Below are 23,487 nucleotides of genomic sequence, written 5' to 3'. Positions count from 1 at the left end.
GCTCTGGATTGCCAAGAAATTAGCGCACACTGGTCACGACAAAATCCTTCTCGTTAAATCGAAAGGTTTCTCCTTTCCTCTTACCTGTCAAATGTGCTCCTATGGGTGAATTCAAGGCAACACAGAGGTAAGGCGTTTTGTTCATTGTTACCGCTCCTATGGAAATGCTCATAAAATAATTCCCCTGATTGGTGTATACCATGCTCCCCAGACGCGCATAGTCTGAAACCGCCGAAACATCTATTTTTTTAAGTAGCGATTGCACCATTTCGATCCCCTGCAACTGTTTGCCTGCATTTTCCCTGTCTATTTGAAGCATTGCACGGCCGGTTTCGTGTTTATCTCCCGCACTGCTTTTAGACTCTTCCTGCAGGGATTCCTCAATATCGGTAATGGTTTGTTTTATCTTCTGAAATCGCTTTTCTACTGTATCCTTACAGTGATGCAGCAAACCCGTTTTGAGTTCTTTTACATTCATTTTTCATGTTCTTCTTGTAATGTAAAGGTACCGTAATTTTGCATTTGATTTTTGATCCAATACACTCTGCTGCTAATAAATTTAGATGCGGGATTCGCTCTGTATTTTCTAGGATTGGGCAATACGGCGGCAATTGCGGCTGCATTATCTATGGTTAAGTGGGATGCCTCTTTGTTAAACCAATGTCGGGAAGCCGCTTCAGCTCCATACACTCCTTCTCCCATTTCTATACTGTTTAAATACACTTCCAGTATACGTTCTTTACTCCATAACATTTCAATAAGAAAAGTGAACCATGTTTCAAGACCTTTTCGCAACCAATTTCGTTGAGGCCACAGAAAAACATTTTTTGCCGTTTGCTGTGAAATAGTGCTTCCTCCTCTCAGTTTTTGACCGTTTTGGTTGTTTTTATAGGCTTTTTTGATCGATTTTACGTCAAAACCGTTATGTTTTAAGAAATTCTGGTCTTCCGAACAAATAACAGCAAGTTGTAAATAGGGTGATATCTCTTCAATGGGTTTCCATTGGTACCTGTTTTCCAGTTTCATATCAGATTCCACGTATCTAATTGCCATTAAAGGGGTGTACGGCACCTGAACAAACTTATAGAGTAACACCCATAGTACACTTAATACCACGAACCAAATGGCTGTCTTGATGAGAAATTTAAAGAGTCTCTTTATCATGAAGAAGGTAAAAGATCTGCGAGTTGCTTTCCGATAGAACTTCCTATAGCAATGCCCATTCCACCCAACCTAACGCCACAGTAAACATTATTGGAAAGTTGTTTAACGATAGGCTTTTTTTGTTGGCCAACGCCCATAATTCCGCTCCATCGGGTATCTATAGTAAACGAAGTGTTTGGTAAAATTGTTGTGCTAAGCAATTCTTCCAGTCGGTTCTGTACCAGTCCGGTAGTTCCAAAATCCATAGTTTCTTCCGTACTAAAATCTAAATTTCGTCCACCCCCAAATAAGACCCTGTCTCCTACATTTCTAAAATAATAGTATCCTCTATCTAAATGAAATGTTCCCTTGATATGAAGATTCTTAATGGGATGTGTGATAAGTACTTGAGCCCTGGCGGGTATTACATCTTCTGAGAAAAGTTGTTTTGCAAACCCATTTGTAGCGATAAATAGCTTCTTTGATGAAAATTCGACATTTTCGGGCATTTTTATCAATATTTGGTCGTTTTTATCTAAATATGAGACGATATTAGCATTATTCAGTACTAAAATGCCCATTTCTGAAGCTTTTCTGATCAAGGCATGCATCATCTTTCCGGTATTTAACTGACCTTCAAATCGATTAAAAATTAGCTGTTTTTGAATGTTATTAAAGGAAAATGGATCATTTTTGATCGAAAACACTTCATTTTCGTCAAAAAACACATTTTTTAACAGCGAATTTATGTAGGGGACTTTTTCGAGGCAATTTTCGTACAATTCGCGATCATATTCAGTAAAGAGCTCATATCCGCCTTGTTGCTGAAATTCAAGCTGCGAGTCTCCTAATGTATTCCGAAGTAGGTTAAGTCCGTTAACTCTCGCCCTAATCAATTCTACCACCTCTTCTTCAGAGTGAGTTCTAAGATCATCCAGTATTTCAGAAACACTTCCGAAGCAAGCAAAGCCGGCATTTTTAGTACTTGCTCCACTGGGAAGCATGCCTTTTTCGAATACCACGATCTTAGCATTGGGAAATCTTTTCCGAAGTGATAATGCACAGCTTAGTCCTACAATTCCACTTCCAATAACCGCGAAATCGATGTTTGAAAACCAGGTATCCCGTTCCCAGAAAGAAAGATTCATACTTTACTATTAAAAAGGAACGTTGCAAAAACGGCGTTAATCCTGTTCCTGCAACGTTCTGAATGTATCCCTTATGAATAGAGTTTGCTACTCTTCTTCTTCAGGTTCGTTCATTTTCCACGTATTCATAAACGCTGTGGTGTAGTTCCCTGCCACATAATCGGGATGATCCATCAACTGTCGGTGAAATGGTATGGTGGTTTTTACACCTTCAATGACAAACTCATCCAGCGCACGCTTCATTTTATTGATCGCTTCATCACGCGTTTGTGCGGTGGTGATAAGCTTGGCTATCATAGAGTCGTAATTTGGCGGAATGGTATAACCTGCGTATACGTGAGTATCCAGCCGTACACCGTGTCCTCCCGGTGCATGTAATACGGTGATCTTTCCGGGTGAAGGTCTGAAATCATTGTAGGGATCCTCGGCATTAATACGGCATTCTATGCTATGAAGGTTTGGGGTGTAATGTTTCCCAGAAATGGGTACCCCGGCCGCTACAAGGATCTGCTCACGAATTAGATCGAAGTCTATCACCTGCTCTGTAATAGGATGCTCCACCTGTATACGGGTGTTCATCTCCATAAAATAGAAATTACGGTGTTTATCCACCAAAAATTCTACCGTACCGGCTCCTTCATATTTTATGAATTCAGCCGCTTTAACTGCCGCGAGACCCATATCGTTCCGTAATTTTTTAGTCATAAACGGACTCGGTGTCTCTTCAGTCAATTTTTGATGACGACGCTGAATGGAGCAGTCTCTTTCACTTAAATGACATGCCTTTCCGGTACTGTCTCCTACCACTTGAATCTCGATATGTCGTGGCTCTTCAATGAGTTTTTCCATATACATATCATTATTTCCGAACGCTGCTTTGCTCTCTTGTCTGGCAGATTCCCAAGCATCTTCAAGGTTTTCTTCCTTCCAAACGGCGCGCATTCCTTTTCCTCCACCCCCGGCGCTAGCTTTAAGCATTACCGGATAACCGGTTTCCTTGGCAAGTTTTTTACAGGTTTCGAAATCGGGAATCACTCCTTCACTTCCCGGTACGCATGGAACCCCTGCTTCCTTCATGGTTGCTTTAGCAGATGCCTTATCCCCCATTCGCTCGATCATTTCAGGGGAAGCACCAATAAATTTAATATTGTGTTCTTCACATATTTTCGAGAAGCGGGCATTTTCGGCCAAAAAGCCGTATCCCGGGTGAATAGCATCGGCATTGGTAATTTCTGCAGCTGCAATAATATTTGAGATCTTTAGGTAACTTTCGCTACTGGGTGGTGGGCCAATACAAACTGCTTCATCTGCGAATCGGACATGCAAACTTTCCTCATCGGCTTTAGAATATACAGCCACTGTTTTTATTCCCATCTCACGACAAGTGCGAATAATTCGCAGTGCGATCTCTCCTCTATTAGCTATTAATATCTTTTTAAACATAGTTGAATGACATTTCAAATCTCAACAATCAAATTCCACGGTACAGGATTTTGATCAATGGGATCCGGGATTTGACAATTTACGATGGGTCTACGAGAAATAACGGTTGGTCAAATTCTACGGGTGAAGCGTCGTCAACCAGGATTTTTACGATCTTACCGGAAATTTCGCTTTCAATTTCGTTGAATAGCTTCATTGCCTCGATCACACAAAGAACATCGCCGGTTTTAATATCACTTCCCACCTCAACAAACATAGGTTTATCGGGTGCAGGTTTTCTATAGAAAGTACCTATAATTGGCGATTTTATAGTAATATATTTTGAGTTTTCATCTGAAGTTTCAGCAGCTGCGGCTTTAACGACGGGTGCCGCTGCAGTATCTACCGGAGGAGCTACAGGCTGTTGTGGTGCGGCCATGGTTGGAATTTGCTGAATATAGGTTGTTTCGCCTTTACTTTCTGGATCACCGGTTCTAATTGTGATCTTGATATCGTCTGTCTCTAATTTTACCTCACTTGCGCCAGATTTAGCCACAAATTTTATTAAATTTTGAATATCCTTTAATTCCATAGTATTTTGGTTTAGTACTTTTTTATTAATTTTTATGAATTATACGCCCATTTTACATAAACGGCGCCCCAGGTAAATCCACCTCCAAAAGAGGCAAATACAAGATTATCTCCTTTTTTAAGTTGCTTCTCATAATCGCGCAGACACAACGGCAGTGTCGCAGAGGTTGTATTTCCGTATTTGTGAATGTTGATCATCACTTTTTCCTCAGGAAGGTTCATTCTTTTGGCAGTGGCATCAATAATTCTCTTATTTGCCTGATGTGGTACGAGAAAAGCAATGTCTTCTCCGCTTAGATTATTTCGCTTCATGATCTGTTCACTAACATCGGCCATGTTTGAAACTGCAAATTTAAATACAGTTTTCCCATCCTGAAAAACATAATGCTGTTTATTGGCAACCGTTTCTGCTGAAGCCGGAAGTATCGATCCGCCTGCATCAATTTTTAAACTCTGTCTTCCTATGCCATCAGTTTTTAGAACTTCATCACGAACGCCATATCCTTCAGTGTTAGGTTCGAACAACACTGCGCCTCCTCCATCACCAAATATAATACAGGTTGCCCGATCTTCATAATCTATAATTGACGACATCTTGTCTGCTCCAAGCAATAATACTTTTTTATACTTTCCGGATTCGATGTATCTCGCGGCCGTGGACATTCCGAATAAAAAACTCGAGCAGGCGGCCACCAGATCATATGAAAAAGCGTTTACGGCTCCAATTTGTGTTGCTACGTAAACGCCTGTTGCTGCCACCGGCATATCGGGTGTGGCTGTTGCCATGATCACCATATCGATATCCTCGGGATCGGTATTGCTCTTATTTAGAAGATCCTTGGCGGCCTGAATGGCCAAATAGGAAGTCCCTTTGTCTTTATCCTTTAAAATTCTACGTTCTTTGATCCCAGTACGCGTTGTGATCCATTCGTCATTAGTGTCCACCATCGTTTCCAGTATCTGGTTGGTGAGAACATAGTCCGGTACATAGCCCCCTACAGCTGTGATTGCTGCTGTGATTGTACTCATATTTTTGAATTAGATTCGCAAAAAAGGTCCAAAAACCTTTAAAAAGAAGTGAAAATTACTAAATTTTAATCAAAAACAGCCTTTTTATAGTCCCTTTTTGATATTTTAAGTTATAAACAACAAAAAACTCTCACAAGTAATTTGTGAGAGTTTTTCTATATGTTTTTTTGGCTTATGCCTCTACTTCTTCAGTAGCATCAATTACAACCTGGCCTCTGTAATATAATTTCCCTTCATGCCAGTGTGCTCTGTGATACAAATGTGCTTCACCCGTAGTTGGATCGGTTGCAATTTGTGGTGTAGTTGCTTTGTAATGTGTTCTTCTTTTATCTCTTCTTGTTCTGGAGATCTTTCTTTTAGGATGTGCCATTACTATATGTTATTTATCCGTTAATAGTTTTTTTAATTCGTCCCATCTGGGATCTGTTTTCTCTCCTTCTTCGGGAGCATCGTCAATTATCTTAGGTTTTAATTCTTCGAGTTTGTCGAGTATTTCAGATTTCATTGTTCCATTTTCAACATCGGGATGAATTCTCCGTATTGGCAACGCCAACACTATGGATTCATATACGTATTGCTGAATATTAACTTCATGACTTCCGTGTGGAAGGATCAACAATTCTTCATTCTCGTCATTATAGGTCTCGCCGAATTTTACAACAAAATGAAATTCCCCGTCAATGTTCTGGTCGTAGGGTTCATTTGTGATATCACATTGAACATTTACAAAGCCATTAAAATTTAACGTAAACTCCAAGAGAGTCGTCTTTTTAGTCAGCAGAACATCAAGATCGATATTTACATCGTTGAAGTCTTCATACTCAAAATGTTCAAAGAACACTTTTCCAATATTAAAGTCAAACCGATGCTCTCCCAATTTCAATCCCACGAACGGGATAGTAAATTCTTTCAGTTCCTTCATTATCACACCTGTTTAATACTTCTACCTTAGCTTTAAGGCGGCTGCAAAGATAAAAAATTATTTTAATAGCCCCTTTATTTATCGATTCTTTTTTAACGCCGGTTTTTTACGATTTTTAGTGAGGGGGTCTTTTGCCGCTTCAAGGTATTGTTCTCGGGTTTTGTAAATGGAAATTGCACTAAAAACAGCTTCTTTAAAGCTGTCGAAATTAGCCTCATTTTTTCCGGCCATGTCGTACGCAGTTCCGTGGTCCGGTGACGTTCTTATTTTATTAAGTCCGGCCGTATAATTCACACCAGATCCAAAAGTAATGGTCTTAAAAGGAATTAACCCCTGGTCGTGATAGGCAGCGATAACAACGTCGAAATTCTTATAATTCCCCGATCCAAAAAAGCTATCGGCTGCATAAGGACCAAAAACCATTTTTCCATTCTTTCGAAGATTGTCCAGAGTAGGAATCAAAACGGTGTCATCTTCGGTTCCAATAACACCATGGTCTCCATTATGTGGATTTATGCCTAGTACTGCTATTTTTGGTTTAGGTATTCCGAAATCCTGAATTAATGTTTTGTGAATGATGTTTATCTTCTTCTCGATCAATTCGCGGGTAATTGTTTCTGAAATATCCTTTACCGCAACATGGTCTGTGAGTAAGCCTACCCGTAATGAGTCGGAGATCATTAGCATAAGGCTGTTCCCCTCCAGTTCTTTTGCAAGATAGTCTGTGTGCCCCGGAAAATTGAATGTTTCAGACTGAATATTCGATTTGTTAATGGGGGCGGTTACCAGAACGTCAACTTTGTCATTTTTTAAAGCGGCTACCGCTGCCTTAAGTGAAAGGATGGCATACTCTCCGGCTTTTTTATCTTCCTTTCCGAAGTCAATTTCTACAAGGTCTTTCCAAATATTTAAAACATTCACCTTTTTGTGAACCAAGGCGTCCAATGAATCAATTCCGTGGAGACTTATATCCAGTTCGAGTGCTTTTTTAACGAATGACATTGTTTTTACTGAAGCAAAAATCACTGGTGTACAAAATTCAAGCATCCGGGAATCTTCAAAGGTCTTTAAAACAATTTCACTTCCAATACCATTGAGATCGCCAATAGAAATTCCTACGATTAATTTATCCTGCTTGCTCGTACTTGCCGTCATATAATTATTACTTTTGCACTACAAATGTAACTAATTGCCGTCATGTTTACAGGAATTATTGAAGGGATCGGGAAAATTAAAAGCAAGACTCCCGATGGAGAGAACATTCATTTTGAAGTAGAGAGTCCCCTGTCTTCCGAACTTAAAATCGATCAAAGTGTAGCGCACAATGGTGTATGTCTCACCGTAGTTGATGTTAAGAAGAAATCTTATAAAGTGACCGCAATTTTGGAAACCTTAAAAAAAACGAACCTTGGTGAGCTGGAAGTCGGACAGGCCGTTAATCTTGAACGCGCCATGAAACTCGGTGATCGTTTGGACGGTCATTTGGTGCAAGGCCATATAGACCAGACGGGTATCTGTACTAAAATTGAAGAAGCCGGAGGAAGCTGGTATTTTAGTTTCTCGTATGACAATTCACAGGACAACATTACGATCGAAAAAGGCTCGATCACCATTAACGGGGTAAGTCTCACTGTTGTAAATTCAAAAAAGAACGAATTTAGTGTGGCAATTATTCCATATACCTATGCCCATACAAACTTTAACAAAATCAATGTTGGGTCCATCGTTAATCTGGAGTTTGATCTTGTAGGAAAATACTTAAATAAACTTAAGAAAATTTACGACTAGCTCGAATTCTTTTCGCTGAAACGTAACATCCGTAGATAATTCCAACTGCTATAAGAATAAAAATTCCACTATCAAGTGGCAGTTCTGGTGGTGGAGTTGGAGGTGGAGGAGGCGGGCCTGTATCACTGCCCGAGGGCTGTGCAAGCATAGTCGTACTGCTAAGAAAGCTTAGTACTAAGGCTAGTATAGTTACGATTTGGGGTCGCATATTAAGGGTCTAAAGTAATAATTTTTTTTAAACAACAAAGAAAAAATCAAATTATCGAATCGTTAATAACTTGGTTTTTACATATTAATTGTACACTTTCACCAAAAAAATGTCATCCCGCTTGGACTTCATTATCTCTTGAAACCGGTAAAATTCCCGTCCAAAATGCACCTGCTAGAATCCTGCGTAAGGTGCGATCATCAAAAGCTTTGTGGTCCCACTTGGGCTCGAACCAAGGACCCCCTGATTATGAGTCAGGTGCTCTAACCAGCTGAGCTATGGGACCAAAAACAGTTTGCAAATGTAAAACACTTTACAAATCTTGCAAAGGAATTAATAATATTATTACCAAAACACTATGTTTTAGTAATATCCTGGCATAGTTCTATTAACACTCCATGAGCAGATCTTGGATGTAAAAACACCACTAGTTTATTATCCGCTCCCTTTTTTGGTTCCTCATTTAAAATCTGGAATCCTTCATTTTTCAGACGTTTAACCTCTTTGTATATATCATCTACGTAAAATGCGACATGGTGGATTCCCTCTCCTTTTTTCTCAATGAATCTCGCAATCGGACTTTCGGCATTTGTTGCTTTCAAAAGCTCTATCTTGCTTTCTCCGCACCTAAAAAAAGATGTCAAAACTCCTTCCGAGGGTACCTCCTCGGTCTTATAATGTTCATAGCCCAATAATCCGGCATACACCTTATTTGCTTCCTCAATATCTCTAACGGCTATTCCTATATGTTCGATTCTGTTCATAAAGTTAAATATATCAAATACAAAAATAACAAAAGGGTATTTATAGTACTTTTGCAGTATGACAGAAAGTAACAGACAGAAAAAAATTGCGGGAGTTCTTCAAAACGATCTTGCTAAAGAACTTCAAAATCTGCTTAGAGAATCTGGACAGACCGGAATCATCATTTCGGTTTCCAAAGTTAACGTAAGTGTAGACCTTTCATTGGCAAAAGTACATGTGAGTGTATTTCCTTCAGACAAGGCCAATATGATCGTAACCGAATTAAACGCCATCAAGCCTAAAATTAAACATCAGATCGCTCAGCTTACGCGTCATCAGTTGCGAAAGATGCCCGACCTTTCCTTTTACAACGACGACAGTCTTGAATATATAGACAAAATTGAAAAGGCAGTAAAGGGTACGGAAGACCCTATAAAGGATTCCGATCTGTTGCCCAAACGAAAAAAGATATAATTTGAACTTCCCATTTTATATTGCAAAGCGCTACTTGTTTTCTAAAAGCAGTAACAATGCAATAAATGTAATTACCGGAATTGCTGCAGTGGGAGTAGTGGTTGGCGCAATGTCCCTTTTTATTGTACTTTCAGGTTTTTCAGGACTGAAGGATTTCAGCCTTCAGTTTACCAATGTATTTGACAGTGATCTAAAAGTTTATCCGGCAAGCGGAAAAACCTTAAGTTTCGATTTAAATTCAGAAAAAAACCTAAAACAAATCGAGGGAATCGCTGCTTACTCCAAAGTGATCGAAGAACGAGTGTTTCTCCAGTATAAAGGAAAAAACCATATCGCATATTTAAAAGGTGTGGATGAAAATTTTTCAAAGGTAAACCCGGTAGACAGTATTCTTTTTTTAAGTGAGTGGTTTAAGCCCGGACTAGGAGAAGTAGTAGTAGGTACCGGTACGGCTGTAAAATTGTCTTTGGGAATTCGCGATTATACCGATTTGCTTGAAATATACGTGCCCAATCCGGGGACCGGTCAGATCACCGAACTCAATATTCAAAATGCATTTACAAAAGATCGGGTTGTCGTTTCAGGGTTTTACGAAGTCAATGAGGACATTAATAGTAAGTATGTTTTTGCCGATATCGATATGGCTCGCGCTTTATTGAATAGAGACAGTACCGCAATTTCGTCTTTGGAAATCAAATTGTCACCGGATGTTTCCGAAGAGAATATACGAGAACAATTAATTGCGGCTTTTTCAACAGATGTCCTTATAAAGAATCGTATTCAGCAAAATGATGCGTTGTACAAAATGCTGAATACTGAGAATATTGCGGTGTATCTTATCTTCACTCTGGTGCTTATTATTGCGCTTTTCAATGTTATTGGTTCGATCATTATGATGATCCTCGACAAGCGAAAGAATATAAAAACACTCTATAATCTTGGTGCAACTCTAAAGGAAATACGAAGTATCTTCTTTGTTCAAGGAACGCTAATGACTACTCTTGGAGGATTATTCGGAATATTTCTTGGTGTAATTGCCGTTGTTTTACAACTTCAATTCGAATTTGTAAAGATCACTTCAACCTTGCCGTATCCTGTTAAGCTGAGTATAGTTAATATCGCCGTGGTTTTTATAACGATAAGTTTACTGGGAATCATTGCTTCCAAAATTGCCTCAAGTCGCGTACGGGCAAAACTAATAGCCTAAGCGAACTGAAAATCGCCAAATTCTTCAAGCACTTCATCGAAAGCCGCAAACACAGCTGCAGAATCATCGCTGGTTACCATTTTCATTCGAAATTCCTTAAAGTTAGGTATGCCTTTAAAATAATTGGTGTAGTGTCTTCTGGTTTCAAAAACTCCCAGCTTTTCTCCTTTCCAATCTATGGCCATCTGTAAATGTCTACGCGCGGCCTCGACACGCTCGGGCATGGTTGGCGGTGCCAGATGTTCTCCTGTCTTAAAATAATGCTTTACTTCCTTGAAGAACCAGGGGTATCCAATGCTTGCTCTTCCAATCATCGCCCCGTCCAGCCCATATTTATCACGCATTTCCATAGCCCTTTCGGGTGAATCTACGTCGCCATTTCCGAAAACAGGTATGTGCATTCTCGAATTATTCTTTACTTCCGCTATAGGCGCCCAATCGGCATCTCCCTTGTACATTTGTGCCCTGGTTCGCCCGTGAATGGAAATCGCTTTACAACCCACATCCTGTAGGCGTTCGGCCACCTCAACGATCATAATAGAATCGTGATCCCAACCCAGCCTTGTTTTTACAGTAACCGGAAGTTTAGTATGTTTTACCATGGCCTCGGTAAGGCTAACCATAAGATCAACATCCTTAAGAATACCGGCGCCGGCGCCTTTAGAAACGACTTTTTTCACCGGGCATCCAAAATTGATATCGATAATATCTGGACCACTGGCTTCAACGATCTCAACACTTTTGAGCATAGAATCCAATACGGCTCCAAAGATCTGTATCCCTACCGGACGTTCCTTTTCGTAAATGTCCAATTTCATGACACTTTTGGCAGCATCGCGTATTAATCCTTCCGAAGAAATAAATTCGGTATACACCACATCGGCGCCCTGTTCCTTACACAAAGCACGAAAAGGTGGGTCGCTCACATCTTCCATAGGGGCGAGCAGCAGCGGAAAATCTCCAACATCTATGTCTCCAATCTTTGCCATAATTGCTGCAAAAATACATAATTAGCTTTGAAGTGTAAGAATGAAATGTAAAAGTCTAATTTTTCTCCAAACGAACTTCTTCAGTCGTTTTGGTCGAGCGTTTGTTGTCTCTTAGAATGGCATTGCCGAAAGTGTATTTAAATCCAAGTCTAAACAGTCTTGATTCGGGCATGGCAAAGTAGGAGTTATCCTGATTGTAATACTTAGACGTTACCGGCACATTGTAAGTGTTGAAAATATCGTCAACTCCCAAAGTAAGACTTGCCCTGTTGTCCCAAAAGGTCTTTTGAAAAGAAACGGACAAATTGAACTGGTCGCCATAAGTGTAAGAACCATAAATAAAGTTCGATAGATAGACCGCGGTAATATCACTGCTTAAGGATGCTTTTTCTGAAAGCGTGATCCCACTGTAAAGCTGGCCGTAAAACCCGTAAGTGCTGTTGGTATACGTTAATGGAACGCTTTCTACCGAAAAGAATTCGTTTTCAAAATAAAAGCTCGAAGTATAGATGCTTAAATACCACCATGAAGCTACCGATGATGCATAGATCAAATCCAGGCTATACTGAAAATCCCCAATGAGGTTAGCGTCTATACTGCGAATAATACTATTGGTGTTATCCTGAAAGTTGAGCAAGCTCAATGTTTCCTCGGTGCGATGATAATACAATTCCACAAACCAGGTGTTCTTATAATTATAGTCTAAGGTGATCTTATTATCTATGGCCGGGACCAGGTTGGGGTTTCCGGCATTGAAATTATTCTCGTTCAGAAAATACTTAAAGGGGTTAAGGCTCTGATATCTTGGCCTGGTAATATGCCGGGCATAACTTAAACCCATACTGTTATTTTCGTTGATCGTATAGTGAACTGATGCCGAAGGAAACAATTCAAAATATTCCTGAGTATTCACAACCCCCAACGATCGTGAGTTGCCGGCTACATCGGTATACTCACCTCGCAAACCGGCTTCTAATGCCCATTGTTCCCATTCTCTTGAAAAACTTATATATCCCGCATATATGGATTCTTCGTACATAAAATCATCAGACAAGGTTAAATCGAGTGTTGTGATCAGACTATTGGTGTCGAAAAAATCCAGGCCGCTTTGAGTGTCTATATTCGAATATTTTAAGCCCGTATTGAGATCTCCCGACATAAAAGGAGAGGCCAAATCGATTTGTCCGGTAATAATATCGCTCTCTTGGATGGCCTGGGTAAAAAAACTGTTATTCCGAAGCACCTCTCCGTTGGGAGAAAAATAAGTGGTGTTCACATCCTGAAACTGATCGTCATTATATCTAATATAGTTAACCGCTGTCTTTACAGTTGCGCCCTGTTCTCCTATTATTAGCTTATGAGCAAGATTAAAAGACAGATTGGACTTGTCGTTATTCAGGTAGCTTCGGGTTATAAAGGTAGAGTCAATTTGTTGCTGCGCATTTCTGATCGTTGCAAAAACATTATTATTGAATTCCTTGTTAGGCGCCACCAGAATGTTGGATGAGAAACTGAGGGTGTTTTTTTCATTAAGCGTAAAATCTGCAATTACATTTCCCTGATGAGCATTAGCCGTGGTGGTACGGTCAAAATCAGAATTCCAGATCGATTTTACACTTCCATCGGGATTAAAGTAGCGTATAAAATCACGCTGATCTTTAAATTCTTTTCGCGAATTTATAGCATAGCTCGCATACAGACTTACCCAGTTATTTTTATAAAAATGCGCTGTTCCGTAAGAATATTTAGGGTATACAGCCTGTTCATAAGTGCCGTTAACCGAGCCTTTATATCCCACCGAAATAGGCCTAGACGTTACGAGGTTTAACACGGTTCCGGCATCGGCATCATACTGTGCCGAAGGGTTAGTGATCACTTCTACCGATTTAATATTTGAGGCATCGGTATTGGATAGCAGTGAGAGAATTTCGGTGGAAGAAAGATAGACTCTTTTATTGTTTATATAGACCGTTGGAGCTGTATTCTTTATGGATATGGAACCCTGAATGAGCAGTACCCCCGGAGTTTTAGATAGTAGGTTGAGGGTGTTCCCGGTTGACAACGAGGTGTTCTCAACATTAAAAATAAGTTTGCCGGGTTCCTTGATAAGTGTTGGTGCCCTATTGGTGATGATGGTCTCTTCCAGAGTCTCGGCCTCCTCTTCGAGGATTATGGTTCCAATAACGGAGTTTTCACCCACCGTAAATGTTTCTTCCCTCGTCTTAAAACCAATATAACTAAAAGTAATGCGATAAGTCTTTGGCGGAACTTCCTCAATTACAAACACCCCTTCTTCATTAGTAGACGCACCAAATAATGACACTTCGCTGCCTTCTTCATAGAGTACTACCGACGCATACGCGAGCGGATTTTTTTCGCTGTCAACTACTCTTCCGGTGAGTTCGGAGTTTTGAGCTGCCAGCACCCCGCTTAAGAAAAGCAAAACAAAAATGTGGCTGTTTTTTAACATGCCGGGGATAAAATGAGGTTTTTGTTAGTGTTATGCCCGAAATTAAAGGTATTTGTTGGATTCCATTTTCACCGAGCCACACAAAGGTGTCGATTATTTCTGAAATATTTTTTATTCGGAAAGATTTTTCGATGAACTGCTTTATTTACTTTAAATCTGTGTTTTTAGGTTATATTTGCAGCCTAAAGTTAGGCAGGTTACACACTTATGAAGAATATCAGGAATTTTTGCATCATCGCACATATTGATCATGGTAAGAGCACACTGGCAGACCGGTTGCTTGATGCTACCGGTTCGGTAACCAATCGTGAAAAACAGGATCAGCTCCTCGACAACATGGATCTTGAGCGGGAGCGGGGCATAACTATTAAGAGTCATGCCATCCAAATGGATTATGAATACGAAGGAGAAAAGTATATACTAAATCTTATTGACACTCCCGGGCATGTTGATTTCTCTTATGAGGTTTCACGGTCTATTGCCGCTTGTGAAGGTGCGTTGTTGGTTGTTGACGCAGCTCAAAGCATACAGGCGCAAACCATATCAAATCTTTATCTGGCTTTGGAAAATGACCTGGAGATCATTCCGGTATTGAACAAAGTAGACCTTCCTTCGGCAAATCCTGAAGAGGTCACCGATGATATCGTTGATCTGCTGGGCTGCGATCCCGAAGAAGTTATTCCCGCCAGTGCAAAAACCGGACTTGGAATTGAAGAAATTCTCAAGGCGATTATCGAACGTGTTCCTGCTCCTAAAGGCAATCCGGATGAGTCTTTACAGGCGCTTATCTTTGATTCCGTGTATAATCCTTTCCGTGGTGTTGAAACATACTTTCGGGTGCTTAACGGTGAGATCACCAAAGGACAGCACATTAAGTTTATGGCAACAGGAAAATCCTACTATGCCGATGAGGTAGGGACTTTAAGGTTAAAACAGCAGCCAAAACAAACTATTAAAACCGGGGACGTTGGTTATTTGATCACGGGAATTAAAGAAGCCAAAGAAGTAAAAGTTGGGGATACGATCACCGATTCAAAAAACCCCACTACCAACATGATCGAAGGATTTGAAGATGTAAAACCTATGGTTTTCGCCGGAATCTACCCTGTTGATACTGAAGACTACGAGGAATTAAGAGCCTCCATGGAAAAATTACAGCTCAACGACGCCTCCCTGGTGTTCATCCCCGAAAGTTCTGCCGCACTCGGATTTGGATTCCGTTGCGGGTTTTTGGGAATGCTGCATCTTGAGATCATTCAGGAGCGATTAGAGCGTGAATTTGATATGACGGTTATTACGACCGTGCCCAATGTGTCTTATCAAGCCTATACCAACCGCGAACCGGACACCCCAATTTTAGTGAATAATCCTTCCGATCTTCCCGAGCCTTCTTCGTTAAACAGGGTTGAGGAACCTTACATTAAAGCCACCATCATTACCAAATCAGATTATGTTGGGAATGTGATGTCTTTGTGCATCGAAAAACGGGGAGAGATCACCAATCAAACCTATCTAACCACCGAGCGTGTCGAGCTGCAATTCGATATGCCTTTAGCAGAGATCGTGTTCGATTTTTACGACAGATTGAAAACTGTTTCCAGAGGATATGCTTCCTTCGATTATTCTCCTATAGGACTAAGAACTTCGCAATTGGTTAAGGTTGATGTATTATTGAACGGAAATATCGTTGATGCGCTTTCGGCATTATTGCACAAGGACAATGCCTATGACATCGGCAAAAAAATGTGTGAAAAGCTTCGTCAACTTATCCCCAGACAGCAATTCGATATTCCTATTCAGGCGGCCATAGGTGCTAAGATCATTTCCAGGGAAACAGTAAAGGCCTTGCGTAAAGATGTTACTGCAAAATGTTATGGTGGTGATATTTCCAGAAAACGAAAGCTATTGGAAAAGCAGAAAAAGGGAAAAAAGCGAATGCGTCAGGTTGGGAATGTGGAAATCCCCCAAGAAGCATTTATGGCAGTTTTAAAGCTAAACGATTAAATCCCACAACTGGCTCCTGCAGCCTGCAGATCGGCAAGATAAATATCGAATCGGGTTCCGGTATTTTCTCCGTTTACTGAAGCATTACCGTCACTTTCTTCACACACTTCAAATTCTGTAGTTTGAGGCGAGTTACAGGTCGTACATGACCGTGAGTCATCGCTCTTACACGAAAAGACAAATACCGGTATTATTAGAAGAAGGCTGTATTTAGTAAGGTTCATAAGGTGTGATGGTATACCTCAACAAACGGTTTTATTTTGGGTTTATTTTCTTAACTCTCTCCTCATCTTCATCTTTGGTAGCATTCACAACATCTTCAAAATCGATAGGCTTTCCGAGATATGCCAGGTGTGATCCTTCTGTTACTTCCATCTCGGTAGGCGAAACGATTAGTCTCAATTGATTGTTACTGTCTTTTAAAAATAAGGCAACCGCTTCTTCTTCATTTTCAATGAAGCCGAGCAATTTCAAAAAGCTCTCTTCTGAATTTACCGGTATTTCCTGAATAGACGGATAATCACGAACTACCTCGGTAAATTTCACATAATCATGGGTTCTTGAAAAAAGTTCCTTAGACTCCATCTTAGATTTTACGGTTATTTCATCGGTGTTCATTAATCTGAATGCTCCGTTCTCGCCAAATACACTGCCAAAACGATTGATCGCGTATTTGTTGATCTCGTCGTTTCCGGTCATTGCGAGCAAATATCCAATATCGTTGAGTTCAATATTGTCGGTAAGATCATCGGAGTAGATATTGGCATTGATCGCTTCCAGACCTAATTCTTTTGCTCTTTCAATATTGATTCGGTTATTATCCACCAATACTACGTGTCTGTTGTTCTTCTGAAGATAGGTGCCTATAAGCCTGGACATTTTAGAGGATCCAACAATGAGTATTCCTTCCGAAGTCTTTAAGAAAACGCCAACTACAGAAGCGAAAAAACGTGCTGTAGTCGCATTGAGTAAAACAGTCGTCAATACCACCGCAAACACCAGGGGGGTAATATACTCGGCTCCGGGAACACCTTCCTTTACCAGCTTGGTTCCAAAAAGAGAAGCAATACCCGCGGCGACGATACCACGCGGACCCACCCAGCTAATAAACAACTTCTCATTTATTTTTAGCGAAGACCAGGCCGTACTTAAAAACACGGCCAGTGGCCTCAGTACAAAGATGATGATCGCTAATAAGGTCGCTGTTTTCCAGTTATAGATCAACAAGAGATCTTCGATACTAATATTTGCGGCAAGGAGAATAAAGAGAATTGAAATTAAAAGTACACTTAGCGATTCTTTAAAATAAAGCAATTCTTTTAAGCTCGGAAGGTCGCTATTCCCTAAAAACATTCCCATGACCACCACGGCAAGGAGACCCGATTCATGCGCAAACTGATCGCTAAGCACAAATACCATAAGTACCACGGAAAGGGAAACAACGTTGAGCAGGTAATGGGGTACTAATTTTTTCTTGATCGCAAAATAAAGTGCATATCCTACAGCGATCCCAAAGGAAAAACCAATAACTACGATCTTCCCGAATTCAATGAGTGCTTGTTTGGTATACCCGGCATCGCCCTCCACACTAATAAACTCAAAAACCAATACAGCAACCAGGGCTCCAATGGGGTCTATTAAAATACCTTCCCATTTTAATACTGCAGAAACGTCCTTTTTCAGTGGAATGTTTCTTAAGATCGGTGTTATTACGGTAGGACCTGTTACAATTATGAGAGCCGAAAAGAGGAATGAGATCCGCCAATCGAGTCCGAAAACGTAATGAGCTGCTACTCCTGCCCCTATGAAGGTAACGGTAGAGCCCAGGCTGATAAGCTTTCCGATAACGCCACCAACCTTTTTCACCTCAGATTTTCTAAGCGTAAGTCCGCCTTCAAACAGGATGATTCCAATTGCGAGTGAAACAAAATAGAACAGATTTTCTCCGGGAAAGAGTCCTTTTTCTCCATTGTATATAGGTTGTATCCACTGGGTGCCGTCTTCAGAAAGTAGCGTTGAAATTGGTCCAACGAAGAGACCGATAAGAATAAGGGGTAAAATTGCAGGCAATTTGAACTTCCATGCGACCCATTGGGCCAAGATCCCTAAAACTATAATTCCTGCTAATTCTAACATTGGCGATTTTTTGACTAAAATAAGTAAGATTTATATTCTGAAACGATTTTGCTCCCTTTTAATCTCACATTTACATTCAAAATTTACACCGGATCTCCCGCTCTGGTGTATATTATTGAAATTTGTTAAAAATAGTATAATTAATTAACTCGGGCTTAAACATAACGTTTTGGTTTTAGTATTTTGCAGCCTCTATTACAGAATATGAAGCTGTATCCCGTTGAAGCAGGAAATTTTAAACTGGATGGAGGCGCAATGTTTGGCGTTGTCCCGAAATCCCTATGGACTCGTACCAACCCGGCAGACTCGAACAATATGATCGATATTGCGGCGCGTTGTCTGCTGGTGGAAAACGGTAACCGACTAACGCTTATCGACACCGGAATGGGAAATAAGCAGAGTGAAAAATTTTTCGGTTATTACTACCGTTGGGGCGATCACGATCTGGACAGCTCTCTTCAAAAGCACGGATTTCACCGGGATGATATCACCGACGTATTTATGACACACTTACACTTCGATCATTGCGGTGGAAGTGTGCAATGGAATAAAGACCGAACGGGGTATGAGCCAGCTTTTAAGAATGCCAGATATTGGAGCAATAAAGAACACTGGAATTGGGCTGTAAACCCGAACCGAAGAGAACAGGCTTCTTTTTTAAAGGAAAACATCCTTCCTATGCAGGAGGCGGGACAACTCCAATTTGTTGAAGGCCCAAAACAAGCGGAAGATTTTACCACAGCTCAGGAATTGGATTTTGGTATTTTCTTTGCAGACGGTCATACCGAAAAACAAATGATCCCTCATATCAACATAGGCGACAAAACACTGGTATTTATGGCCGATCTTTTGCCTACGGCGGGTCATCTACCTTTGCCCTTTGTGATGGGTTACGACACAAGGCCATTATTAACGCTTCCCGAGAAGGAAAAGTTTTTAAATGCTGCCGCAGAACACAATTATTATTTATTTTTGGAGCACGATGCTCATAATCAAATTATTACAGTAAAGCACACCGAAAAAGGAGTGCGACTTGATAAGGTATTCACATTTAACGAACTTTTTAATTAATACTACTCATGAAACTATTCAGAATTTCTCTTCTAACTCTTGTTGCAGCAATGCTTTTGGTAAGTTGCGGTGGTGGATCCGCCCCAATTATTTCTACACCTATCGAAAATATCGACACCTTACCCTTAAAGATTGCGCCCTTAACCACAGACCAGTATAAGAACTGGGGTGCAAAAGACCTTATTACCGACACCATTCCCGGGATGAGTGTGGATAAGGCCTATGCCGAAATTCTAAACAAGCGAAAAGGAGAGACTACAATCGTTGCCGTAATTGACAGCGGTGTGGATATTGAGCACGAAGATCTTAAAAATGTGATCTGGACGAATGATGACGAGATCCCCGGAAACGGAATTGATGACGACAACAATGGTTACGTTGATGATATTCACGGATGGAATTTCCTTGGTGACATAGTAGGAGAGAACATGGAGTATGTTCGCTATATGAAGAAACTGGGTCCTAAATTTGAGGGTAAAACTGAAGCCTCGATCAGTGCAACAGACCGTGCAGATTTTGTTCTCTATCAAAAGGCCAAGGCCGAATACGAAAAGGAATACCAGCAGGCTATGGCCAATAAAGCCCAATACGAGCAGATCTTGCAGCAAGTAAGACCGGCACACGCAGCGATGGCAAAGAAACTAGGAAAAGAAGACTATACTAAAGAGGATCTGGCAGATATTAAAAGTCCGACAGCCGCAGAACAACAGCAAATCCCAATGCTTACTCAAATGTTGAATTTTGGAGATACAGTGCCCGATGTAATCCACCAGCTCGAAGATGGTATCGCTTACTTTGGCGGTAGATTAGATACTCACTTCAATCTGGAAAAAGATTTTCGGACTGTTTTGGGAGACAATCCTGATGATATCAACGATACAAATTACGGAAATAACGATGTTGACGGTCCCGACGTAAAAAAAGAGGATGCCATGCACGGAACTCATGTAGCCGGAATTATTGCTGCTCAACGAAACAATGGCATTGGAATGGATGGAGTGGCCAATAACGTGGAGATCATGGTTTTGCGTGCTGTTCCAGATGGTGATGAGTACGATAAGGACATTGCGCTTGCCATTCGATACGCGGCCGATAATGGTGCCAAGGTGATCAACACCAGCTTCGGAAAATATTATTCTCCTCACCCCGAGTGGGTTTGGGACGCTATTAAATATGCCGCTTCTAAGGATGTGCTTATTGTAAATGCGGCGGGTAACGAAGGTTTAGATCTCGATGGCACTCAGGTATATCCTAATGACCAGGAGGGGACCGGTGCGGAGATTGCCAATAATTTTATCACTATTGGAGCACTTAATTTTAAATACGGGAGCGAAGTGGTAGCTAATTTTTCAAACTATGGAAAGGCAAATGTCGATGTATTTGCACCCGGTGTTAAGATCTGGTCTACCACTCCATTGAACACCTACGAGTATCAACAGGGAACCTCTATGGCTGCTCCTGCAGTTAGTGGAGTGGCGGCGGTGATTCGCTCCTACTATCCAAAGCTTTCTGCCGCACAGGTAAAGCAGATCCTAATGGATAGTGGACTTTCATCTCAAAGTCCTGTAGTATTAGGCGCTGATGCTTCAAACACAGATAATTTCGCAAATATTTCAAGTTCGGGTAAAATGGTAAATCTGTACAATGCACTTATCATGGCCGATAAAATGTCACGCGCAAATAACTAAAACATCAAAGGTCGATATGGGTGATGCAATAGCTTTCCTATCGATCTTTTTTATTGTAACCTAAATAAAATACACATGAAATTTTTCTTCGGAAGCTTATTGACCGTTCTATTAACAACAGTCAGCATTGCTCAAAACACCTGTTCGTATTGGCAACAGAAAGTCGACTACAAGATGGAGATCGATATGGATGTTGAAAGCTATCAGTATAAGGGCAAGCAAATTTTAACCTATACCAATAATTCTCCGGACACCCTAAATCGAGTGTTCTACCACTTGTATTTTAATGCCTTCCAACCCGGGAGTGAAATGGACGCCAGGTCCCGTTCCATTTCCGATCCCGATGGTCGCGTAGCCGAGCGAATTTCGAAGCTTACACCTGCTGAAATAGGATATATAAAACCCACATTACTCACTCAGGATGGTGTAGCCTTAAAATACGAAGTAGTGGGTACCATCTTGGAAGTAACACTTAACAAAGCTATCATGCCCGGGGCTAGCACTACATTTAATATGGAGTGGGATGCTCAAGTGCCGGTTCAGATACGTCGCAGTGGTAGAAACAACGAAGAAGGCGTAGCGCTTTCTATGACACAATGGTATCCAAAACTGGCCGAATACGATTTTGAGGGCTGGCATGCCGACCCCTATATTGGAAGAGAGTTTCACGGTGTTTGGGGAGATTACGATGTAAAGATCACCATTGATGCCGATTACACCATTGGTGGTTCGGGGTATCTGCAGAACCCTGCCGAGATCGGTCATGGATATCAGCAGCCCAATCAAAAAACCATGAAACCTAAAAAAGGAAAGTATACCTGGCATTTTGTAGCTCCCAATGTACACGACTTTACCTGGGCGGCCGATGATGATTATATACACGATACCTATGCAGGGCCTAACGGCGTTACCCTCCACTTTTTTTATAAAAACAATCCCGACATTAAAGAGAACTGGAAAAACCTGCAGCCTAAGACAGCCGAATTGATGGTTTATTTTAATGAAAACATCGGGATGTATCCTTACAAGCAGTACTCCGTAATTCAGGGAGGTGACGGTGGAATGGAATACGCTATGTGTACCCTTATCACCGGAAACCGAAAGTTTGAGAGCTTGGTTGGAGTGACCGCACACGAATTAGCTCACAGCTGGTTTCAGTTCTTATTGGCTACCAACGAAGCCAAGCACGAGTGGATGGACGAAGGTTTTACTTCCTATATTTCGGGAGAAGCAATGAATGTGGTGATGCAGGAGAATGATGCCAATCCGCAGTCGGGATCCTACAGAGGATACGTATTTTTGGCCACCAGCGGTCAGGAGCAACCCCAGTCTACCCATGCAGATCGGTATACCTCCAACAGAGGCTACGGAATAAGTGCTTACAGCAAGGGCGCCGTATTTTTAGCGCAGCTGGAGTATGTGATTGGCAAAGACAAGTTAAATGAAACATTGAAACGCTATTATAAGGAATGGGCGTTTAAACATCCCACCCCAAACGACTTTATTCGAATTGCTGAAAAAGTTTCAGGATTTGAGTTGGATTGGTATCTAACCGACTGGACTCAAACCACGAATACGATCGATTACTCCATTAAAGATGTGGCTTTTAACAAAGGGGGCACTGTAGTTACCTTGGAGCGTATCGGCTTAATGCCAATGCCCATTGACCTCTACGTGCAGTACGAAGACTGGAGTCAGGAATCGTTTTACATTCCGTTACAAATGGCGAGAGCAGAAAAAGACAATCCCTATCCTAATTTAAAAAGAACAGTACTACCCGATTGGGCCTGGGCCTATCCTACCTATTCGTTTCAGATCGACGGGGACAAAAAAGTAAAGAGTATGATGATAGATGCTTCTCGACGGATGGCAGATATAAACCCAAAGAACAACACCTTTGGGATGGAACAGGAATAGCGCTCTTATTACCTTTAAAAAAAATCCTGCTTCTTAAAGCGGGATTTTTTTTGCGCGAGCGATTGAACGGACTGTTTGAGCTCTCCTCCTGCGTCGTGCATAAGGACGTAGGGGAAGCGAGTAGTGAAAGCGCGGTCTGGCTTTGGCAGACGTGCCCAAAAAAACTACATTTACGATATGAGCACTAAGTTTCCAGGATCGGAAAAACTAAAAAGTAAGAAGGCTATCGGGCGTCTTTTTGAAGAAGGGAAATCCATCACCAAATTTCCTGTGAAATTAATTTATATGGCCGACGATGAGGCTGTGGAAAACAAAGCGGCTTTTGCAGTGCCAAAGCGCAGTTTTAAGCTGGCGGTGACCCGAAACCGGATAAAAAGACAGATGCGGGAGAGCTACCGACTTCAGAAAGAGGTGTTAAGCTCCAATAATGACTCTAAATTTGCGTTGTTATTTTTATATATTGGAAAGGATAAACCGAAATACGAACAGCTGGAAAATTCGGTAAAAAAATTGCTGTCACAATTGATAAATTAATT

22 protein-coding genes and 1 tRNA gene are annotated in these 23,487 nt (G+C 41.1%); 8 read left to right on the top strand and 15 right to left on the bottom strand.

The genetic code is table 11. The features are described from left to right. Positions 1-19: 19 nt before the first annotated feature. The 9 genes from ALE3EI_RS04865 to pdxA all read right to left on the bottom strand — a co-directional run bounded on the left by ALE3EI_RS04865 (position 20) and on the right by pdxA (position 7,410). Positions 20-478, bottom strand: coding sequence for a 3-oxoacyl-ACP synthase (locus tag ALE3EI_RS04865; protein WP_186991442.1), 459 nt, complete (start codon positions 476-478; stop codon positions 20-22). Beyond that, a complete protein-coding gene (gene mtgA / locus ALE3EI_RS04860; protein ID WP_186991439.1) occupies positions 475-1,164 on the bottom strand; it encodes a monofunctional biosynthetic peptidoglycan transglycosylase in 690 nt (229 codons plus the stop codon). The genes ALE3EI_RS04865 and mtgA overlap by 4 nt, the downstream gene beginning before the upstream one ends. Beyond that, positions 1,161-2,291: an NAD(P)/FAD-dependent oxidoreductase gene (locus ALE3EI_RS04855; RefSeq protein ID WP_186991437.1), complete on the bottom strand. Its 1,131-nt coding sequence runs from the start codon at positions 2,289-2,291 to the stop codon at positions 1,161-1,163. The genes mtgA and ALE3EI_RS04855 overlap by 4 nt, the downstream gene beginning before the upstream one ends. Before the next feature lie 87 nt (positions 2,292-2,378). After that, positions 2,379-3,734: an acetyl-CoA carboxylase biotin carboxylase subunit gene (gene accC / locus ALE3EI_RS04850; RefSeq protein ID WP_186991434.1), complete on the bottom strand. Its 1,356-nt coding sequence runs from the start codon at positions 3,732-3,734 to the stop codon at positions 2,379-2,381. A 79-nt stretch (positions 3,735-3,813) separates the two neighbouring features. Next, on the bottom strand, positions 3,814-4,305 hold the full coding sequence (gene accB, locus ALE3EI_RS04845; protein ID WP_186991431.1) for an acetyl-CoA carboxylase biotin carboxyl carrier protein: 492 nt from the start codon (positions 4,303-4,305) through the stop codon (positions 3,814-3,816). Positions 4,306-4,337: 32 nt separating this feature from the next. Next, positions 4,338-5,333, bottom strand: a complete 996-nt coding sequence (locus ALE3EI_RS04840) for a beta-ketoacyl-ACP synthase III (RefSeq protein WP_186991428.1) — start codon at positions 5,331-5,333, stop codon at positions 4,338-4,340. Between the two features lie 172 nt (positions 5,334-5,505). Then, positions 5,506-5,703 (bottom strand): 50S ribosomal protein L32, encoded by a 198-nt coding sequence (rpmF, locus tag ALE3EI_RS04835; protein WP_105215509.1) that lies wholly within the window; start codon positions 5,701-5,703, stop codon positions 5,506-5,508. A gap of 9 nt (positions 5,704-5,712) precedes the next feature. Beyond that, positions 5,713-6,255, bottom strand: coding sequence for a YceD family protein (locus ALE3EI_RS04830; RefSeq protein WP_186991425.1), 543 nt, complete (start codon positions 6,253-6,255; stop codon positions 5,713-5,715). Between the two features lie 78 nt (positions 6,256-6,333). Beyond that, positions 6,334-7,410, bottom strand: a complete 1,077-nt coding sequence (gene pdxA, locus ALE3EI_RS04825) for a 4-hydroxythreonine-4-phosphate dehydrogenase PdxA (protein WP_186991422.1) — start codon at positions 7,408-7,410, stop codon at positions 6,334-6,336. A gap of 42 nt (positions 7,411-7,452) precedes the next feature. Here pdxA and ALE3EI_RS04820 point away from each other — a divergent pair, with 42 nt between their 5' ends. Continuing rightward, positions 7,453-8,043, top strand: coding sequence for a riboflavin synthase (locus tag ALE3EI_RS04820; RefSeq protein WP_186991419.1), 591 nt, complete (start codon positions 7,453-7,455; stop codon positions 8,041-8,043). Positions 8,044-8,463: 420 nt separating this feature from the next. On the opposite strand, the gene ALE3EI_RS04815 is transcribed toward ALE3EI_RS04820, so the two are convergent. Together ALE3EI_RS04815 and mce are read right to left on the bottom strand one after the other, a co-directional pair. Further along, positions 8,464-8,537: transfer RNA gene (locus ALE3EI_RS04815), tRNA-Ile, on the bottom strand. 70 nt (positions 8,538-8,607) lie between these two features. Continuing rightward, positions 8,608-9,015 carry a methylmalonyl-CoA epimerase gene (gene mce, locus ALE3EI_RS04810; RefSeq protein ID WP_186991416.1) on the bottom strand — a complete coding sequence of 136 codons (408 nt, stop codon included), beginning with the start codon at positions 9,013-9,015 and terminating at the stop codon, positions 8,608-8,610. Between the two features lie 58 nt (positions 9,016-9,073). Here mce and rbfA point away from each other — a divergent pair, with 58 nt between their 5' ends. After that, positions 9,074-9,469, top strand: a complete 396-nt coding sequence (rbfA, locus tag ALE3EI_RS04805) for a 30S ribosome-binding factor RbfA (RefSeq protein ID WP_186991413.1) — start codon at positions 9,074-9,076, stop codon at positions 9,467-9,469. Position 9,470: 1 nt separating this feature from the next. After that, positions 9,471-10,676 carry an ABC transporter permease gene (locus tag ALE3EI_RS04800; protein WP_186991411.1) on the top strand — a complete coding sequence of 402 codons (1,206 nt, stop codon included), beginning with the start codon at positions 9,471-9,473 and terminating at the stop codon, positions 10,674-10,676. Here the strand turns inward: ALE3EI_RS04800 and dusB are convergent. Together dusB and ALE3EI_RS04790 are read right to left on the bottom strand one after the other, a co-directional pair. Beyond that, on the bottom strand, positions 10,673-11,665 hold the full coding sequence (gene dusB / locus ALE3EI_RS04795) for a tRNA dihydrouridine synthase DusB (protein WP_186991408.1): 993 nt from the start codon (positions 11,663-11,665) through the stop codon (positions 10,673-10,675). The genes ALE3EI_RS04800 and dusB overlap by 4 nt on opposite strands. 55 nt (positions 11,666-11,720) lie before the next feature. Then, positions 11,721-14,108: a TonB-dependent receptor gene (locus ALE3EI_RS04790; protein ID WP_186991405.1), complete on the bottom strand. Its 2,388-nt coding sequence runs from the start codon at positions 14,106-14,108 to the stop codon at positions 11,721-11,723. Between the two features lie 234 nt (positions 14,109-14,342). Between ALE3EI_RS04790 and lepA the strand changes: the two genes are divergently transcribed. Beyond that, a complete protein-coding gene (gene lepA, locus ALE3EI_RS04785; RefSeq protein ID WP_186991402.1) occupies positions 14,343-16,139 on the top strand; it encodes a translation elongation factor 4 in 1,797 nt (598 codons plus the stop codon). On the opposite strand, the gene ALE3EI_RS04780 is transcribed toward lepA, so the two are convergent. Together ALE3EI_RS04780 and ALE3EI_RS04775 are read right to left on the bottom strand one after the other, a co-directional pair. After that, entirely contained in the window at positions 16,136-16,363 is a 228-nt protein-coding gene (locus ALE3EI_RS04780) for a hypothetical protein (RefSeq protein WP_186991399.1), read from the bottom strand. The genes lepA and ALE3EI_RS04780 overlap by 4 nt on opposite strands. 31 nt (positions 16,364-16,394) lie before the next feature. Next, positions 16,395-18,275, bottom strand: a complete 1,881-nt coding sequence (locus ALE3EI_RS04775; RefSeq protein ID WP_186991396.1) for a cation:proton antiporter — start codon at positions 18,273-18,275, stop codon at positions 16,395-16,397. A gap of 204 nt (positions 18,276-18,479) precedes the next feature. Here ALE3EI_RS04775 and ALE3EI_RS04770 point away from each other — a divergent pair, with 204 nt between their 5' ends. The 4 genes from ALE3EI_RS04770 to rnpA all read left to right on the top strand — a co-directional run bounded on the left by ALE3EI_RS04770 (position 18,480) and on the right by rnpA (position 23,485). Continuing rightward, the gene (locus ALE3EI_RS04770) at positions 18,480-19,346 is read left to right on the top strand and encodes an MBL fold metallo-hydrolase (RefSeq protein ID WP_186991393.1); all 867 of its coding nucleotides are present in this window, start codon (positions 18,480-18,482) and stop codon (positions 19,344-19,346) included. A gap of 8 nt (positions 19,347-19,354) precedes the next feature. Further along, positions 19,355-21,034 carry a S8 family peptidase gene (locus ALE3EI_RS04765; RefSeq protein WP_186991390.1) on the top strand — a complete coding sequence of 560 codons (1,680 nt, stop codon included), beginning with the start codon at positions 19,355-19,357 and terminating at the stop codon, positions 21,032-21,034. A 75-nt stretch (positions 21,035-21,109) separates the two neighbouring features. Beyond that, entirely contained in the window at positions 21,110-22,951 is a 1,842-nt protein-coding gene (locus tag ALE3EI_RS04760) for a M1 family metallopeptidase (RefSeq protein ID WP_186991388.1), read from the top strand. Between the two features lie 177 nt (positions 22,952-23,128). Next, positions 23,129-23,485: a ribonuclease P protein component gene (rnpA, locus tag ALE3EI_RS04755; protein WP_186991385.1), complete on the top strand. Its 357-nt coding sequence runs from the start codon at positions 23,129-23,131 to the stop codon at positions 23,483-23,485. The last annotated feature ends 2 nt before the right edge of the window (positions 23,486-23,487 follow it).

This window comes from Constantimarinum furrinae (genome assembly GCF_014295415.1).
In the GTDB taxonomy this organism is placed as follows: domain Bacteria; phylum Bacteroidota; class Bacteroidia; order Flavobacteriales; family Flavobacteriaceae; genus Constantimarinum; species Constantimarinum furrinae.
Note: the sequence above shows the minus strand (reverse complement) of the source record. Positions and strands in the feature narration are given on the sequence as shown.

Excerpts from the sequence above, each read along its gene's own strand:
- ALE3EI_RS04765 (WP_186991390.1), top strand. The coding sequence starts at position 19,355 with ATGAAACTATTCAGAATTTCTCTTCTAACTCTTGTTGCAGCAATGCTT.
- mtgA (WP_186991439.1), bottom strand. The coding sequence starts at position 1,164 with ATGATAAAGAGACTCTTTAAATTTCTCATCAAGACAGCCATTTGGTTC.
- accB (WP_186991431.1), bottom strand. The coding sequence starts at position 4,305 with ATGGAATTAAAGGATATTCAAAATTTAATAAAATTTGTGGCTAAATCT.
- ALE3EI_RS04775 (WP_186991396.1), bottom strand. The coding sequence starts at position 18,275 with ATGTTAGAATTAGCAGGAATTATAGTTTTAGGGATCTTGGCCCAATGG.
- ALE3EI_RS04770 (WP_186991393.1), top strand. The coding sequence starts at position 18,480 with ATGAAGCTGTATCCCGTTGAAGCAGGAAATTTTAAACTGGATGGAGGC.
- ALE3EI_RS04865 (WP_186991442.1), bottom strand. The coding sequence starts at position 478 with ATGAATGTAAAAGAACTCAAAACGGGTTTGCTGCATCACTGTAAGGAT.
- accC (WP_186991434.1), bottom strand. The coding sequence starts at position 3,734 with ATGTTTAAAAAGATATTAATAGCTAATAGAGGAGAGATCGCACTGCGA.
- ALE3EI_RS04840 (WP_186991428.1), bottom strand. The coding sequence starts at position 5,333 with ATGAGTACAATCACAGCAGCAATCACAGCTGTAGGGGGCTATGTACCG.
- rnpA (WP_186991385.1), top strand. The coding sequence starts at position 23,129 with ATGAGCACTAAGTTTCCAGGATCGGAAAAACTAAAAAGTAAGAAGGCT.
- dusB (WP_186991408.1), bottom strand. The coding sequence starts at position 11,665 with ATGGCAAAGATTGGAGACATAGATGTTGGAGATTTTCCGCTGCTGCTC.
- pdxA (WP_186991422.1), bottom strand. The coding sequence starts at position 7,410 with ATGACGGCAAGTACGAGCAAGCAGGATAAATTAATCGTAGGAATTTCT.
- mce (WP_186991416.1), bottom strand. The coding sequence starts at position 9,015 with ATGAACAGAATCGAACATATAGGAATAGCCGTTAGAGATATTGAGGAA.
- ALE3EI_RS04820 (WP_186991419.1), top strand. The coding sequence starts at position 7,453 with ATGTTTACAGGAATTATTGAAGGGATCGGGAAAATTAAAAGCAAGACT.
- rbfA (WP_186991413.1), top strand. The coding sequence starts at position 9,074 with ATGACAGAAAGTAACAGACAGAAAAAAATTGCGGGAGTTCTTCAAAAC.
- rpmF (WP_105215509.1), bottom strand. The coding sequence starts at position 5,703 with ATGGCACATCCTAAAAGAAAGATCTCCAGAACAAGAAGAGATAAAAGA.
- ALE3EI_RS04855 (WP_186991437.1), bottom strand. The coding sequence starts at position 2,291 with ATGAATCTTTCTTTCTGGGAACGGGATACCTGGTTTTCAAACATCGAT.
- ALE3EI_RS04830 (WP_186991425.1), bottom strand. The coding sequence starts at position 6,255 with ATGAAGGAACTGAAAGAATTTACTATCCCGTTCGTGGGATTGAAATTG.
- ALE3EI_RS04760 (WP_186991388.1), top strand. The coding sequence starts at position 21,110 with ATGAAATTTTTCTTCGGAAGCTTATTGACCGTTCTATTAACAACAGTC.
- ALE3EI_RS04780 (WP_186991399.1), bottom strand. The coding sequence starts at position 16,363 with ATGAACCTTACTAAATACAGCCTTCTTCTAATAATACCGGTATTTGTC.
- lepA (WP_186991402.1), top strand. The coding sequence starts at position 14,343 with ATGAAGAATATCAGGAATTTTTGCATCATCGCACATATTGATCATGGT.